The following is a 15887-nucleotide window of genomic DNA, read 5'->3' as shown; positions in this document are numbered from 1 at the left end:
GGTCGCCGACATTCCCCGATACGTCGAATTTTCCGAGTCGAATCCAATGACGATCTATACCAACAAGACCCATGACCAGCTTTCCGTCGGCATGGAGGCCGAGATCAAGCGCCTTTGCCGCGCCGAGGACTTCTTCATCTTCGCCAACTCCTCCGGCAACCACAATCCGGTGCACCTCCCGCACGAGGACCACACGGGCGACGGGCTGGAGGACGAACCCAAGGCGCCGTCCATGTGGGTGGCCTCGCTGTTTTCCGCCGTGCTGGGCAATTTCCTCCCCGGCCCCGGCTCGCTCTACAAGCAGCAGACCCTACGCTTCCTCGGCCGCGCTGAGGCCGGAGAGGAACTGACCATCAAGGTTCGTATCACCGAGCTTCGGCCAGACCGGATCGCCTGTTTCGACACATGGGTCGAGGGCCCGGACGGCCGCCGAATCGTCGAGGGCGAGGCCGAGGTCATCGCGCCCGAAAAGCAGGTCACTTTCAACGACGAGGATCTTCCCGGCCTGACGATCCGTCGCCATGTCCATTTCGACAGGCTTCTCGACCTTTCAGAACCGCTGGAGGCGATTCCGACCGCCGTCGTCGCTCCGGAGGAGGAGCAGGCCCTGTCCGGCGCGCTGCTTGCCGCCGAACACACGCTGATACATCCGATCCTGATCGGCGACCGCGAAAAGATTGCAGACGTCGCAAAGAAACTGGGCGCCGACCTGACGGGAATCGAACTGATCGATGAACCCGATCATGATCGCGCCGCCGCGCTGGCCGTTCACCTCGTTCACGAGGGCCGCGCCAAGGCGGTCATGAAGGGCCATCTTCACACCGACCAATTGCTGCGCCACGTCATCAAGAAGGACGGCGGGTTGCGCACGGCGCGGCGCCTCAGCCATGTCTTCGTCATGGATGTGCCCGGCCTCGACCAGCTCCTGATGGTAACCGATGCGGCGATCAACATCGCGCCAAGCCTCGAAGAAAAGGTCGACATTACCCAGAACGCAATCGACCTCGCGCGATCCCTCGGCATCGAGGAGCCCAAGGTCGGCGTTCTATCGGCCGTTGAAACCGTAAACCCAAAGATCCCGTCGACCATCGACGCCGCCGTCCTTTCCAAGATGGCCGAGCGCGGCCAGATCAAGGGCGGCATCGTCGACGGGCCGCTCGCCATGGACAACGCCGTCGATGTCGAGGCCGCCAGAACCAAGGGCATCAAGTCGCTTGTGGCCGGTCATGCCGACATCCTCGTCGTTCCGAACATGGAAGCCGGCAACATGCTGGCGAAAGAACTGACCTTCGTCGCCCATGCCGAGGCCGCCGGCGTGGTAATGGGCGCGCTTTGTCCGATCATCCTGACCAGCCGCGCCGATGACGACAAGGCTCGACTCGCCTCCTGCGCCGTCGCCGCGCTTTTTCATGAGTGGAGAAAGAAGCCGTGACCGGCGCGATACTCACGATCAACGCCGGTTCCTCCTCCATCAAGTTCTCGATCTATGCGCCCGGCACGGACCCTGTCGAGAAGATGCGCGGCCAGGTCGAGAATATCGGTGGCGACGCCCGATTGAGCATCGAAGCCGACGGCCGGGACAAGCACCGCTACGAGATCGGAAAAGCCGATCACAAGCGGGCGCTCGCGGCAATCCTCGACCATGCCGATGACGGGCTGGATGGCGGCGTCGCAGGCGTCGGCCACCGCATCGTCCACGGCGGCACCGATTTCACCAAGCCTGCCCGGCTGGACGAAGCGACGATTGCGGCGCTGACCGACCTGGAACCCCTCGCCCCGCTACATCAGCCGCACAACCTCGCCGCGGTCCATGCGGCTATCGACGCTTTTCCGGATGCCGTGCAGATCGCCTGTTTCGACACGGCTTTCCACCGGGCGCATCCGTGGGTGCATGACACTTTCGGCCTGCCCCGCGAATGGTACGATCGCGGTGTTCGCCGCTACGGCTTCCATGGCCTGTCCTACGACTACGTTTCAAGCGAAGTTGCCCGCGTCGCGCCCGAGCTTCGCGACGCACGCGTGGTCATCGCCCACCTCGGAAACGGCGCGTCCATGTGCGCCCTGCGCGGCGGCGCCAGCGTGACTTCAACCATGGGCTTCACGACGCTCGACGGCCTGCCGATGGGAACGCGCTGCGGCCAGATCGATCCGGGTGTCCTGCTCTACATGCTCGAACACGAAAAGATGACGCCGGACGCGCTCACCGACCTGCTTTACAGGAAGAGCGGTCTGAAAGGCCTGTCCGGCCTCACTCACGACATGCGTGAGCTCGAAGCGTCCAGCGCGCCCGAAGCACAGCAGGCCATCGATTATTTCGTCGCGGGCATCCGTCAAGAGCTGGGCGGCCTCGCCGCTGTGCTCGGCGGGCTCGACGCCCTCGTCTTCACCGGCGGAATAGGCGAACACTCGGCCCATGTTCGCCACAAGGTTTGCGAGAACATGGACTGGCTTGGCATCGAGATCGACAAGGCGAAAAACGCGGATAACGCAATGGAGTTGGGGACCGGCCGAACCCGCGTCATGGTCATTCCCACGGACGAAGAACGCGTGATCGCCCGAGCGGTCAATACTGCGCTGACAGGCAGCTCCTGAGACCCGCAAAACGCCGCAACCGCCGCGTTTTCAGGTTTGTGCACCGCAACTTCTACCGCGTTACGCCTCACGCATTCGCGGCCAGCAGTGCCGCATTGCCGCCGGCGGCGGTCGTGTCGATGCAGACGTGACGCTCAATGATGAGGCGCTCCGACGGGTCCGGCTCGGTGACCAGCGGTATCAGCGGCCCCGTACGCTTCGCCAGCGCCTTGCGCGCGGCGCGGGTGTCCGCCGGGTCGCTCCACAGCATCACGGCATCGAAACCGGTCAGTGTTGTCAAATCCTCGCGGTCGAGGAAAAACGGGATCGCGTCTCCACCGCTTACGTCAGCCGTCACGATCAGCGCCACGCAGCCCTGCGCGCGCGCAACTTCTGCCTGCCGTTCCGCGTCGGCCGGGTCCGGGCCGAGACACAACACGGTGCCTCGCGCATAGGTCGACAGACGATTGGACTCGCCGGTTACACCCGGCATGGCCAGCGTCGACAGCGCCGCCTCCCGAGCCGGCTTCAGCTGATCGAGCCGGCTTTGAACGGCAAGCGGATCGGCTGGCGTTGCCCTGGTCGGCGTGCCGGGACGCGCCTCGGCCTGCACGAAGCGCGAGAGGTAATTCGGCCCGCCTGCCTTCGGACCGGTGCCCGAAAGCCCCTCGCCCCCGAAAGGCTGCGACGCAACGACAGCGCCAATCTGGTTGCGGTTGACGTAAAGATTACCGGCCTTGACGCGGGATGTCAGATGCTCGACCCGGTCGTCGATGCGGCTGTGTAGCCCAAAAGTCAGGCCATATCCGGTGGCATTGATGTCGCCGATCACGCGGTCGATTTCCGCAGCCCGGAAGGTTGCGACGTGAAGGACAGGACCAAAGATCTCTCGCTCCAGATCGCCGATCCCGTCGACGCGAATGACCGTCGGTGCGACGAATGTGCCCTCGTCCGGCATCTCAAGTTCCTTGAGCAAGCGATTCTCGTTACGTGCCTTTTCGATATGCGCGACGATCCCCTGTTTCGCCTCCTCGTCGATCACGGGGCCGGTATCGGTCGACAGCGACCACGGATTGCCAGGCTTCAACTCGTCCATCGCGCCGAACAGCATTTCCAGCATGCCCTCGGCCACGTCCTCCTGGACGTAAAGGACCCTAAGTGCCGAACAGCGCTGCCCGGCCGACTGGAACGCCGACGCAACGATGTCGCGCACCGCCTGTTCTGGCAGAGCGGTGGAATCGACGATCATCGCGTTGAGCCCGCCGGTCTCCGCGATCAATGGCGCGTCCGGGGCGAGATGCTGCGCCATCGACCGGTTGATCGCCTGCGCAGTCTCCGTCGAGCCAGTGAAGCAAACCCCGCCGATGCGCGGATCGGAGGTCAGCGCCGCGCCGACGACAGCGCCATCTCCCGGCAGCAATTGCAGGACATCGCGCGGCACCCCCGCGTCGTGCATAAGTTGGACGGCGCGCGCCGCGACAAGCGGTGTCTGTTCGGCCGGTTTCGCCAGCACACCGTTTCCGGCGGCCAGCGCGGCTGCGATCTGGCCTGTGAAAATCGCCAGCGGGAAATTCCATGGCGATATGCAGGCGAAAAGCCCCCGCGGTTGCGCGTCTCCGAGCCCCTCGGCCTGGTTCGCGTAGTATCTCAGGAAATCCGCCGCCTCGCGCAACTCGCCCACGGCATCGAGTTGCGTCTTGCCGGCCTCGCGCGCCAGAAGCGCGAAGAGCGGCCCGAAATTCTCTTCATAGAGGTCGGCGACACGGCTCAATGTCTGCGCCCGCTTTTCCGCCGGGCAGTCGGACCAGTCGCGCGCGTGGTCCAGCGCATTGCGCACGTCTTTCAGTTCGGCATCCGCGACCGTCCCGACTACGTCGCTCGGATCTGCCGGATTGAAGACCTCGCGTGTATCGCCCTTGCCGCGTCCGCCGGAGAGCATCGGGCCGGCCTCGAAGCGCTCGGTGCGGAAAGGGGATCGCGCCGCCTCGATTGTTTCGAGATCGTCGCGATTGCGCAGGTCGAACCCTTTGGAATTCCCGCGCACCGGCTCGAACACCGCCGCCGGCTTTCGAATTCGCGGATTGGACGTCGGATCCTCGGCCCATTCGGCAAACGGATCGGCAACGATCTCCGCGACCGGCACGTCCACGTCGACGATCTGGTTGACGAAGGACGAATTTGCGCCGTTTTCCAGCAGCCGGCGCACGAGATAGGCAAGCAGGTCGCGGTGCGCGCCGACCGGCGCATAGATCCGGCACTTCGTCTTCTCGCCATTGAGCACGATACGGTGCAGAGCCTCGCCCATGCCGTGCAGGCGCTGGAATTCGAAACTGTCCCTGTCGCCGGCCATCTCCAGGATCGCCGCCACGCTGTGCGCATTATGCGTCGCGAATTGCGGATAGATCCGGCCGGTCATGTCGAGCAGCTTCTTCGCGCAGCAGATATAGGACACATCGCTCGCCGCCTTGCGGGTGAAGACCGGGAAATCGGCGACACCGTCGATCTGCGCGCGCTTGATTTCGGTGTCCCAGTAGGCGCCTTTGACGAGCCGCAACATGATCTTCCTGTCGAGCTTTTCGGCCAGCGCATACAGCCAGTCGAGCACCGCTGGCGCGCGCTTGCCATAGGCCTGCACGACCACGCCGAACCCGTCCCAGCCCGCGAGCCGCTCGTCGGCCAGCACCTTCTCGATCACGTCGAGCGACAGGTCCAGCCTGTCTGCCTCCTCCGCATCGATGTTGAACCCCATCCCCGCCTTCGCGGCCATCGCGGCGAGATCGGCGACACGCGGCGCGAGTTCCTCCATCGCGCGCGCCTCCTGCCCGAGCTCGTAGCGCGGATGAAGCGCCGACAGCTTCACCGAAATTCCGGGATTGCGCCTGATGTCGTCATGAACACAGCGCGCTGCGATCGCCCGGATCGCGCCGGAATAGGCCTCGAAATAGTCCTCGGCGTCGCCAGCCGTCAGTGCTGCCTCGCCCAGCATGTCGTAGGAATAGCTGTAGCCCTTCGCCTCCATCGCGGCGCCGCGCTGCATGGCTGCCTGGATCGTTTCGCCGAGAACGAACTGGCTGCCGAGTTCGCGCATTGCCTGACGCACCGCCGTCCGGATGACAGGCTCCCCGAGCCTTTTCACGGCGCCTCGCAAGAGCCCGGCCATGCCTTGCTGCTTGCGATCACCGTCGAGCACCTTGCCGGTCAGCATTAGGGCCCATGTCGAGGCGTTGACGAGCGAAGAGTTCGAGTGGCCGAGATGCCGGCCCCATCGCGACGGCGCGATCTTGTCCTCGATCAGGTCGTCGATGGTCGCCGCGTCGGGCACGCGCAGCAGCGCTTCGGCAAGACACATCAGCGCGATGCCTTCCTCCGTCGACAGCCCGTATTCGGCCAGGAACACTTCCATGAGGCCGGGCCGATCCTCCGAGCGGATCGCCTCGACCAGCTTCGCTGCGCGCGAAACAGCCTTCTCGCGTGACGACGTGTCGGGCGCAGCGCGAGCGATCAGACCCTCGATAAGGCCGGCCTCGTCGGCGCGATGCGCCGCGCGCATGGTCTTGCGGATGGAGTGAAGGGCTTCGTTTGGCATCAGGACCTCCGGCACGAAACGCTGTCAGGCCATGCTATCATTGACCGCGAAGGCATTTTTCCCCAGATTTGAGAAATATCGGGCAAGTATCCCGAAATTTTCTTCATCTGAGGGCAAAATGAAAGAATCTGGCCACCCCGAAGATCAACTGGACCGCTACGACAGGCGCATCATCGCGGTTCTGGAGGCGGAAGGCCGCCTGCCGGTCACGGAATTGTCGCGGCGCGTTGGTCTTTCGAAAAGCCCCTGCCAGGTCCGCCTCAAGCGCCTGATCGATGAGGGATACATTCTCGGATTCCGCGCCGTCCTCGACATGGCGAAGATCGGTCGCGAGCATGTCGCGTTCACCGAGGTCAAACTGTCCGACACGACGGAAAAGGCGCTCGCCGCCTTCAACACCGCGGTCAAGCAAATCCCGGAAGTCGAGCAATGCCACATGATCGCCGGCCCGTTCGACTTCCTGCTGAAGGTGCGCACGCGCGACATTACCGCCTATCGCCGCATTCTGGGCGAAACCATTTCCGCTCTGCCGCATGTCTCCAACACCTCCACATATGTCTCGATGCAGGCGGTTAAGGACGGGCCAGTGGGCGAATTTCCACAGTAATGCCGTTCGCCCGTCGCGATTGAACTCGCCGGAGCCTCGCGCTAGCAGTTTAGCCCGACCTCTTTCACGGAACCGACATGCGTACCCAGATCTGCATTATCGGCGGCGGCCCGGCCGGCCTTTTCCTCTCCCATGTCCTGCATGCGGCGGGGATCGACAGCGTCATCGTCGAAAGGCAGACCAAACAGCATGTGCTCGGCCGCATCCGCGCCGGCGTACTCGAACATGGCACTGTCGAACTGCTGCGCCAATACAGCCTCTCCGAGCGCATGGACCGCGACGGTATGCCGAAGGACGGCACGCGCATCGTCTGGCAGGGCAAGGACGATTTCTTCATCGACACGATGCGCTGGACCGGAAAGCGGATGATGATCTGGGGCCAAACCCAGATCACCGAGGACCTCTATGCCGCACGGGAGCGCGATGGCGCGGCGATCGTCTTCGAAGCCGCGAACACGACGCTGCACGACATCACCGGATCGCCCTCCGTCACCTATGAAAAGGACGGCATCCCCCACCGGATCGACTGCGATTTCGTCATTGGCTGCGACGGGTTCCACGGACCGAGCCGGATGGCGATCCCGGCCGATATCCGACGGGAATATGAGCGCATCTACCCGTTCGGATGGCTCGGCATCATGGTCGAGCGTCCGCCACTGAAGGAACTCGTCTACGCCTATCACACGGACGGTTTCGCCATGGCGTCGCGCCGCAATCCGATGCTCAGCCGGTACTACGTGCAGGTCCCCGCCGCAGACAAGGTCGAGCAATGGTCCGATGACCGGTTCTGGGACGCGTTCCTCAGGCGTGTACCGGAAAATATGGCGCAGCAGGTCCAGACCGGACCGTCGATCGAGAAATCGATCGCGCCGCTTCGCTCCTTCGTTTCCGAACCGATGCGCTGGGGCAAATTGTTCCTGGCTGGCGACGCCGCCCATATCGTGCCGCCAACCGGCGCCAAGGGGCTCAATCTCGCCTTCTCCGACATCTTCTATTTGAGCCGTGCGCTAATCACCCACTACGACGAGGGCAGCGATCACTATCTCGACTGCTACTCGGAGATGGCGTTGCGCCGTATCTGGGCCGCCGAAAACATCTCCTGGAAACTGACGAAACTCCTCCACGTCTTTCCGGACGAGGACCCCTTCGACCAGAAGATCCGCCAGAACGATTACGACCTGCTGCTGGCATCCGAGGAAGTGCAACAGGCGCTCGCATACGAATATATCGGCTTGCCCTTCGAGGACTGACAGCGCCGCAAACCGGCGTCAGGCGCCGATGACAGCCGTCTCGCCGAGATCGAAGCGCTCTTTCAGGAGCGACAGGAACGCCCGTCCCGCCATTTCGATTTCACCGGAATTGTCGATCTCGACCACATGGCCGATTTCCGGCAGCTTCTCTGCGCTGCGTGCAAGACGCTTTTCAATTTCCTCGGCCGTCTCGCGACCGCGTACGGCAAGCCGCTCGGCCAGCACATGCCGGTCCACGGCCAAATTGACCACGAGCAGGTTCGAGTATGCGCGCTCTATGTCGGCGAGCGCCCATCTCGACCCGTTGCCGATCACGATCCCGCCCGTCTCGACATGACGAAGGGTCGCCGCCGGAATACCGTAGCGCAGGCCATGCGCTTCCCATGTGACGGCGAACGCCCCCGCGTCCTCCTGCGCAGCGAATGTCTCTCGGTCGAGCGAGTCGTGATCTTCTGTCGAACCATCCGCATCGCGTGTGACGGCCCTGCGCGCGAACAGAATTTCGTCGATGGGCTCCAGCCGCGGCTTCAGCCACGAAATCAGCGTGTCCTTGCCGGCCCCGCTCGGGCCGACAATGGCAATGAAACAGCCCTGCCCCGCAAACATCGCCTCTCCCTGCCGTCAGGCGACCCTTTTGCCGTCTCGCCAAACGCCGCGCACGACCGGGACATCTTCCGGGTGATCCGGATCGTGATGGACCCGGACGAGATCCGCGCGCTTGTCGATGGCAATCTCGCCGCGGTCGGTCAATCCAACGGTCTCGGCGGGTGTCTTGGTGACCATGCGCAGCGCCTGCGGCAGACCGAGCGTATCGACATCGCGCGCGATCACGAAGACGGAGTGCAACAGGCTGAACGGAATATAGTCCGAGGACAGAACGTCGAGGATTCCGTGGCGCGCCAGGTCAATCGCGGCGACATTGCCGGAATGCGAACCGCCGCGCACGATGTTCGGCGCGCCCATGAGGACGCTCATGCCGGCCTCGTGCGACGCCTTGGCCGCCTCAATGGAAGTCGGAAACTCCGCGAGCTTCACGCCGAGCCGGATGGCGTCATCGACATGCTCGAGCGTTGCGTCGTCATGCGAGGCGACGGTAATCCCCATCGCATGGCAATGCTCCGCAATCTCGTCGCGGTGCTTGTCCGAATAGCGCGCGGATTCCGCCTGCCGCCGCTTGATGAAATCCTCGAACTCGGCGTCGGTCAGACCGCGCTTTTTCTTGTAGTAGAGGATGTATTTGTCCATCGTCTGGAACTGCCGCTGGCCGGGCGCATGGTCCATAAGCGAAGCCAGTCCGACGAGATCCTCATCGCGGAATTCATCCAGTTCGTCGATCACGTTATGCGCGGAAACCTCGCAGCGAAGGTGGATGCGGTGTTCGGCGCGCAGCCGTCCCGCCGCTTGCCCCGCCTTGAGCGCGTCGGCCAGCCGGCGCATTTCGCCCTTCTCGTAGCCATTGTCCTCGTCGCTACCCATCCGGAAGCAATCGAAGACGGTGGTGATGCCGGATGTCGCGATTTGGGCGTCATAGGCCTGAACGGACGCCATCAGGCTCCACGCCACGCCGGGACGCGGGCTGTAGTGTGTTTCGAGGTGATCGGTGTGCAGTTCGACAAGACCAGGCGTCAGGTAGTCGCCCTCCAGATCGTGCGCCGGCACGCTGGAGCGGCCCGGCTGGATATCGGCGATCCGGCCGTCGCGCACGACCACCGTTCCGTCGATCACCTCGTCGGCGAGGATGACATGCGCATTGGTGAAAATCTCTTCGGTCCCCGCGCCGGCGAAGGCCGACGCGCCGCGTATCTCGTTCATCAAAAAAGCTTTCCGGTGGACATCGTCATTCCTTGGACGCCGGCTCGACCAGCCGCGAGCGAAGCGCATTCGAGATATTGTCGAAAACAAAGACGACAATGAGGATGAGTATCACCATATAGGCGACATTTTCCCAGTCCGCATTGGTGCGCATCGCTTCCCACAGTTTAAGGCCGATACCGCCGGCCCCGACCGCGCCGATGATGGTCGCCGAACGCGTGTTGGATTCCCAGAAATAGAGCGCCTGCGAAATGAAAACCGGCAACACCTGCGGCACGACGCCGAAGCGCTGAACGGCCGCTGGCGACGCTCCAACCGACCGCACGCCTTCGCGTTGCTTGTCGTCGATATTCTCCAGCGCCTCGGAATAGAGCTTACCGAACGTGCCGGTGTCGGTGAAGAAGATCGCCGAGATGCCGGCCAGCGGCCCCGGCCCGAAGGCGCGGGTGAAGAACAGCGCCCAGATCAACATGTCGACGGAGCGCAGGAAATCGAAGAACCGCTTCAGCACCTGGTTGACGAAGCGGTTCGGCGTGATGTTGCGCGCGGCCATGAAGGACAGCGGAAAGGCAATCGTCACGGCAAACAGCGTGCCGACAAACGCCATGACGATGGTTTGCAGCAGCTTGATCCAGACATCGCCATGCTGCCACTCGGCATTGTTGACGATATTGTCCCACATCACCGCGAGATTGGACCGGTCCGGATCAATACGCTCGCTGGAAAAGGCCAACGCCATCACCTCGGGAAAGGTCTTGCCCCAATAGGGCGACCGCGTGTCGAACCAGAAATTCTCCCAGCCGAGGAACCGCCGGTTCACCTTGACCTCGTACCAGCGCACTTCCGCGCGGCCGGCAAAACCGAAATAGGCGAGAACCTTCTCACCCTCTTCCTTCTGCAGCGCCCAGGACGGCAGATCGCGGACGGGGAACACCTTCTCGTTCTTGCGATCGATCGTCAGCACCAGCGTCTCGCCACCGCGCGTCAGCCGGACCTCGTCTGCGATGATCTCAGCCTTCGCGGTCGAGGAAATCTCCACCGTCGCTTCGGCGATACCCTCGCGGGTTTCGGTCACGACGCTCGTGTCGCCGCCCGCATCCGCGCTGCCGCCCATGCTGGACGCATCCGAACTCGGCGACATGAAACTGCCGGCAAGGCCGCTGCCGCCGGTGTTTGTGGCATCCGAGGACGGAGACATGAAACTGCCGCCGACCCCTGCCCCGCCCGTGCTGGCGGGCTTCGAATCGCTGGTGTCGGCACCTTCGACCGAAACCGTCACGAGGCCGCGCTCGGTCGTGATCCAGGACGGATCCGGATTCTCGCCGAGCGGCGAGAAACGCGGATAGGTGATCTCGATATCGCCGGTCTTGTATTCGACATCCGGCCGCACTTCGTACGACACCCAGTCGGCGAGATAGGCGCCGGCGATGTTCCAGTTGCCGTTCGCGATGACCGAACCGATGGAGAAGAACCACCACGCATAGACGGTGTAGAGAACCAGCACCACGACGGCGATCGGATAGGCGAAACGCTTGAAAAAGGGCTGACGGAAGGCGTCCGGGTGACGCCGTTCGATATCGTCGATCTGGTCTGCGGTCAGCGTCGTCATGGTCAGCGTCCGAATTCGAAGGCCTGCTTGCCGACGAGCTTCTTGCGCAACCAGGCCGAAAGCTGGTCCACGCAGATGATCGTGACGAACAGGAGCAGGATGATGGCGAGCGTCTTGGCCTCGTGGCCGCGGCTGATCGAGAGCCTCAGCGCCTCGCCGATACCGCCCGCGCCAACCGCGCCGAGAATGGTGGAGGCGCGCACATTGATCTCCAGGCGCAGCAGAAAATAGCTGATGAAGTTCGGCATGACCTGCGGCACTATGCCGAACCAGACGCGCTCGAACCAGTTTCCGCCCACCGCGCGCAGGCCCTCATCGGGCTTCATGTCCGCGTTTTCGACGACCTCGAAGAACATCTTGCCGAGCGCGCCGATTGTATGGATCGACACGGCGATCATCGCCGGGATCGGCCCCAGCGAGAAGATCGCCAGGAAGAAGCCCGCAATGACGATTTCGGGAAAGGCGCGCAGGATTTCCATCAAGCGGCGCACGACAAAGCGCAACCAGCGCGACGCCGTCAGGTTCTTCGCCGCGACGAAACTGAAAACGAAGCCGAACGTGAAGCCGATCAGCGTCGCGAACACCGCAATGTTCAGCGTTTCCAGCATCTTGTAGAAATATTCCGGAACGTAGAGGCTGTCGGTGATGTAGACCCGTCCGACCGGGTAATTGTACTGCAGACTGCCGGTGTCGTAGGGGCTCGGCAGGTCGAACAGGGCGCGCCAGACTTCCCAGCCGTCCCGCGGGATCAGGTCTCCGACGAAATCGAAGAAATGCGGCAGGCGATCAAAAAACTTGCCCGCATTGGTCTCGTTGGCGAACCACAGCGACGCGACCAGCGCGATCGCCAGAGCGACAAGTCCGCCGATGGTGTAGAGCCGCCTGGTGGCGTTGAGGTCGCGCCAGTGGCGCTCGACGTCATAACGCCCGTCTCTGTCCACATAGGCGCCATGCGCGGATGCATCTGTCACGGCCATCGATCAGATCCGAAAGAGGAAAAAGCCGCCGCGGCCCGAAAGCCGCGGCGATCGAAAAGGCCTCGGACCTTACGAGCCGATCTTCGCCTTGCGAGCGGCGATGATGGTCTCATAGAAGGACTGGTCGACGTCGACGAAGCCCTTGTAGTCGCCGCCCTGGATGGCGGAGAAGCAATCCGGATCGGACTCCGGAAGAGCCTTCATCCAGGAAACGAACTTGGCGCGGACGTCCTTGTCCAGCTTGTTCGAAACGACGATCGGGCCGTTCGGGATCAGCGGCGAACGCCAGACTTCGACCACGTCGTTCATGTCCAGAAGGCCCTTGTCGACCATCTTGCGGATGTTGCCCGAGGTGTAGCCGTCGGCATAGTCGCCAACGCCCGACGACCAGGTCACGGCGCCGTCGAAAGTGCCCTTGAGCATTTCGAGAACGTTGTTCTCATGGCCGCCGCCAAAGCCGGTGGAAGCGAAGTAGTCATCGACCTTCGCGCCGATCTGCGCCGGCAGGGCGACGGACGGGACGAGGTAGCCGGAGGTGGAGTCCGGATCGGCGAAGCCGAGCTTCTTGCCCTTCATGTCTTCCAGCGTCTTGATGCCGGAATCCTTGCGGGCGAGCATGATGGAATAATAGCCGGTCGCACCGTCGGTCTGAACCGTGGTCAGGACCGGATCGACCGCGTCCGGATCGGTCAGGTAGACCTTGGCATAGCCGGATGCGCCGAGCTCGGCATAATCGAGCGTGCCGCCGAGCAGGCCCTGGATCGTGCCGTCATAGTCGGCAGCCGGGAACAGCTTGACTTCCTTGACGCCGATGGCTTCCGGAAGCTGGTCGACCATGCACTGGAAGTTGCGCAGGCGGTCGGCTTCGTTTTCACCGCCGAGGATGCCGATACGGAACACGTCCTGGGCCTGGGCGGAAACGGAACCGGTTGCGATGGCCGCGACCGCGGCGGTAGCAAGAAGGAGTTTCTTGAGCATTTCGTCTCTCCTGTTGGCGGGGAATGTCCCCGTTTGATGGTCGTTCTGAAAACGCACCGCGCAACGCGACCGACATCGCGCGGAATTCTCTCTGTCTGTCAGGGCCGTGCGGCGACCACTTCGGGTTCGGGTTTCGGCGCGACCTTTTCGCGACCCGCTCCGAAGCTGGTTGAGGTGACGGCCTCGGAGAACGCTTCCTCCAGCGCATCCGCGCCGTAGATGCGCCGCGCTGCAGCCTCCGTCAGGTCGTCCGGCGTGCCGTCGAACACGACCTCGCCGCCCGACATGCCGATGATGCGCTCGCAATAGGCGCGCGCGGTGTCGAGCGTGTGCAGATTGGTGATGACGGTGATGCCGTCGCTCTGGTTGATGTCGCGCAGCGACTGCATGACGATCTGCGCATTGCGCGGATCGAGCGAGGCGATCGGCTCGTCTGCCAGGATCACCTTCGGCTGCTGCATCAACGCGCGCGCGATGGCGACGCGCTGCTGCTGGCCACCCGATAGCGTGCCGGCGCGCTGCATCGCGGTCTTCGCGATATCGAGGCGCTCCAACGAGGCGATCGCCATGGCGCGTTCCTCGCGTGTGAACATGTTCAGAATGCTCGATAGCGTCGAGCGATGGTTCAGCCGGCCGAGCAGCACATTGGTCAGCACGTCGATGCGCGGCACCAGGTTGAACTGCTGGAAGATCATCGCGCAGTCGCGCTGCCAGTTGCGCAGCGTCTGTCCCGAAATCGACGATACTTCCGCGCCCTCGAAAACGATCCGACCCTCGGACGGGTCGATCAGGCGATTGATCATGCGAAGAAGGGTCGATTTGCCAGCGCCTGATGCGCCGATGACGCCGACCATCTGGCCGGAGGGGATTGTCAGGGTGACCGACTTGACGGCCGCATTGGCGCCGAAACGGCGAGTCACATTCGTGATTTCGAGCACTGGCGAACCCCGCGTTCCGACTGTTCCAACCGGGGGTCTAAGCGGCTTGGATCACCGCAAAATGTCAGTTCGATATCAATTGCGTGACACTGTATGGTCGCTTGTGGACGAACATCCACCCTGCCCTTTTTCGAGGCATTCCGGGCTTTTTCGGGAGATCGACAGACAGAGGCACAGCCGGATGTCATCCAACTGTCAACAAAATCGGCGGATCATGTAATTACGCGGCGGAAATGGTTCAGGCGGATTCGTATTTTTCCAGAAATTCCTCGATATCGAGGCTCCGGAAATCGTCCAGCGAAGCACGCAGCGCCGCGTGCTCCCAGTCCCACCAGGCCAGCGTCTGAAGTCGCTCGGCGATAGCTTTGGGAAAGCGTTCGCGGATCGGTCTCGCCGGCACGCCGCCGACGATCGTGTAGGGCGCCACGTCCTTCGAGACGACGGCCCCGGCCCCGATCGCCGCGCCGTCGCCGATGGTCACACCCGGAAGCACGGTCGAGCCGTGGCCGAACCAGGTGTCGTGGCCGACGGTCACCATGTTCTCGCGCCGCCATTCGAAGAACTGCTCCTCGTTGGAGGCATCCGCCCAGTAATCGCCCGCACGATAGGTGAAATGATGCAGCGTCGGCCGCCACGTCGGATGGTTGGTGGCGTTGAGACGCACATTCGAAGCAATATTGGCGAACTTGCCGATCCGCGCGCACCATGCGCTGCAATCCTGCATCATGTATGAATAGTCGCCGAGTGCCGTCTCGTGCACGCGGCAACGTTCGGCGATCTCGGTATAGCGACCGAGCGCCGAGCCAGTCACCTCGGCGGTCGGGTGAACCAGCGGCTCTTCGGAGAGCCTAGTCATGCCGCCTTCACCGCCGCGAATTGCGTCACGTCGATGACCGCGTCGGCAACCTCGTCGCGCACATCCTGATCGTGGAAAATGCCGAGAAGCGCGACATTTGCCGCCTTCTTCTCCGAGATCATGTCAATCACCACCTGCCGGTTCTTCGCATCGAGCGAAGCCGTCGGTTCATCAAGGAGCAGAACCGGGTGATCCGTGATGAAGCCGCGCGCGATGTTCACACGCTGCTGCTCGCCGCCGGAGAAGGTTGCTGGCGGCAGGTCCCACAAGGTTTCAGGCAGGTTCAGCCGCGAAAACAGCTCTGCCGCCCGGTCGCGCGCGGCCTGAGGATCGGCGCCTCGCTGGACCAGCGGCTCGGCCGCGACGTCGAGTGCGGAAACTCGCGGCACGACGCGCAGGAACTGGCTGACATAGCCGATCGTGTCGCGCCGCACCGCCAGGACAGTTCGCGGGTCGGCGCTGGCAAGATCGACGTAGTCACCGGCGTGCTTGATCAGGATCTGACCGCGCTCGACGCCATAGTTGCCGTAGAGCATCTTCAGGATGGAGCTTTTTCCGGCACCCGACGGACCGCCAAGCACGGCGCACGCACCGGCTTTCAGCGAGAAATCGACATGCTCGACCACCGGGATAATGATCCCGCCGCGCAGATGCATGACGAAGCTCTTTGAAACATCGGAAACGACGACAGGCGTGGGCATCG

Annotated in this window: 13 protein-coding genes; 4 read left to right on the top strand and 9 right to left on the bottom strand. The window is 63.1% G+C overall.

Annotation, left to right across the window (positions count from 1 at the left end):
• The first annotated feature begins 46 nt into the window (after positions 1 to 46).
• Together ACQK2M_RS11705 and ACQK2M_RS11700 are read left to right on the top strand one after the other, a co-directional pair.
• Positions 47 to 1432, top strand: coding sequence for a bifunctional enoyl-CoA hydratase/phosphate acetyltransferase (locus ACQK2M_RS11705; protein WP_223475282.1), 1386 nt, complete (start codon positions 47 to 49; stop codon positions 1430 to 1432).
• Positions 1429 to 2592, top strand: a complete 1164-nt coding sequence (locus ACQK2M_RS11700; RefSeq protein WP_425417962.1) for an acetate/propionate family kinase — start codon at positions 1429 to 1431, stop codon at positions 2590 to 2592. The genes ACQK2M_RS11705 and ACQK2M_RS11700 overlap by 4 nt, the downstream gene beginning before the upstream one ends.
• 67 nt (positions 2593 to 2659) lie before the next feature.
• Here ACQK2M_RS11700 and putA read toward each other — a convergent pair whose 3' ends face one another.
• Positions 2660 to 6157 carry a bifunctional proline dehydrogenase/L-glutamate gamma-semialdehyde dehydrogenase PutA gene (gene putA / locus ACQK2M_RS11695; RefSeq protein ID WP_425417961.1) on the bottom strand — a complete coding sequence of 1166 codons (3498 nt, stop codon included), beginning with the start codon at positions 6155 to 6157 and terminating at the stop codon, positions 2660 to 2662.
• A 118-nt stretch (positions 6158 to 6275) separates the two neighbouring features.
• On the opposite strand from putA, the gene ACQK2M_RS11690 reads away from it, so the two are divergent.
• Both ACQK2M_RS11690 and pobA read left to right on the top strand, forming a co-directional pair.
• Positions 6276 to 6764, top strand: coding sequence for an Lrp/AsnC family transcriptional regulator (locus ACQK2M_RS11690; protein ID WP_223475286.1), 489 nt, complete (start codon positions 6276 to 6278; stop codon positions 6762 to 6764).
• A 77-nt stretch (positions 6765 to 6841) separates the two neighbouring features.
• Positions 6842 to 8014, top strand: a complete 1173-nt coding sequence (pobA, locus tag ACQK2M_RS11685; RefSeq protein ID WP_425417960.1) for a 4-hydroxybenzoate 3-monooxygenase — start codon at positions 6842 to 6844, stop codon at positions 8012 to 8014.
• 18 nt (positions 8015 to 8032) lie between these two features.
• On the opposite strand, the gene phnN is transcribed toward pobA, so the two are convergent.
• The 8 genes from phnN to phnL all read right to left on the bottom strand — a co-directional run bounded on the left by phnN (position 8033) and on the right by phnL (position 15885).
• Positions 8033 to 8620, bottom strand: coding sequence for a phosphonate metabolism protein/1,5-bisphosphokinase (PRPP-forming) PhnN (phnN, locus tag ACQK2M_RS11680; protein ID WP_425417959.1), 588 nt, complete (start codon positions 8618 to 8620; stop codon positions 8033 to 8035).
• A gap of 15 nt (positions 8621 to 8635) precedes the next feature.
• On the bottom strand, positions 8636 to 9826 hold the full coding sequence (locus tag ACQK2M_RS11675; RefSeq protein WP_425417958.1) for an alpha-D-ribose 1-methylphosphonate 5-triphosphate diphosphatase: 1191 nt from the start codon (positions 9824 to 9826) through the stop codon (positions 8636 to 8638).
• A 25-nt stretch (positions 9827 to 9851) separates the two neighbouring features.
• Complete coding sequence (gene phnE, locus ACQK2M_RS11670) at positions 9852 to 11435, bottom strand: phosphonate ABC transporter, permease protein PhnE (protein WP_425417957.1); 1584 nt, start codon at positions 11433 to 11435, stop codon at positions 9852 to 9854.
• A gap of 2 nt (positions 11436 to 11437) precedes the next feature.
• A complete protein-coding gene (gene phnE / locus ACQK2M_RS11665) occupies positions 11438 to 12412 on the bottom strand; it encodes a phosphonate ABC transporter, permease protein PhnE (protein ID WP_425417956.1) in 975 nt (324 codons plus the stop codon).
• Between the two features lie 69 nt (positions 12413 to 12481).
• The gene (gene phnD / locus ACQK2M_RS11660) at positions 12482 to 13390 is read right to left on the bottom strand and encodes a phosphonate ABC transporter substrate-binding protein (RefSeq protein WP_425417955.1); all 909 of its coding nucleotides are present in this window, start codon (positions 13388 to 13390) and stop codon (positions 12482 to 12484) included.
• Positions 13391 to 13488: 98 nt separating this feature from the next.
• Positions 13489 to 14328: a phosphonate ABC transporter ATP-binding protein gene (gene phnC / locus ACQK2M_RS11655; protein ID WP_425417954.1), complete on the bottom strand. Its 840-nt coding sequence runs from the start codon at positions 14326 to 14328 to the stop codon at positions 13489 to 13491.
• Positions 14329 to 14566: 238 nt separating this feature from the next.
• Positions 14567 to 15184, bottom strand: coding sequence for a DapH/DapD/GlmU-related protein (locus ACQK2M_RS11650; protein WP_425417953.1), 618 nt, complete (start codon positions 15182 to 15184; stop codon positions 14567 to 14569).
• Positions 15181 to 15885, bottom strand: a complete 705-nt coding sequence (gene phnL, locus ACQK2M_RS11645; RefSeq protein WP_425417952.1) for a phosphonate C-P lyase system protein PhnL — start codon at positions 15883 to 15885, stop codon at positions 15181 to 15183. The genes ACQK2M_RS11650 and phnL overlap by 4 nt, the downstream gene beginning before the upstream one ends.
• Positions 15886 to 15887: the final 2 nt, after the last annotated feature.

Source organism: Oricola indica, from assembly GCF_965227485.1.
Taxonomy (GTDB): Bacteria; Pseudomonadota; Alphaproteobacteria; order Rhizobiales; family Rhizobiaceae; genus Oricola; species Oricola indica.
This window is presented reverse-complemented; position numbering and strand designations above follow the sequence as displayed.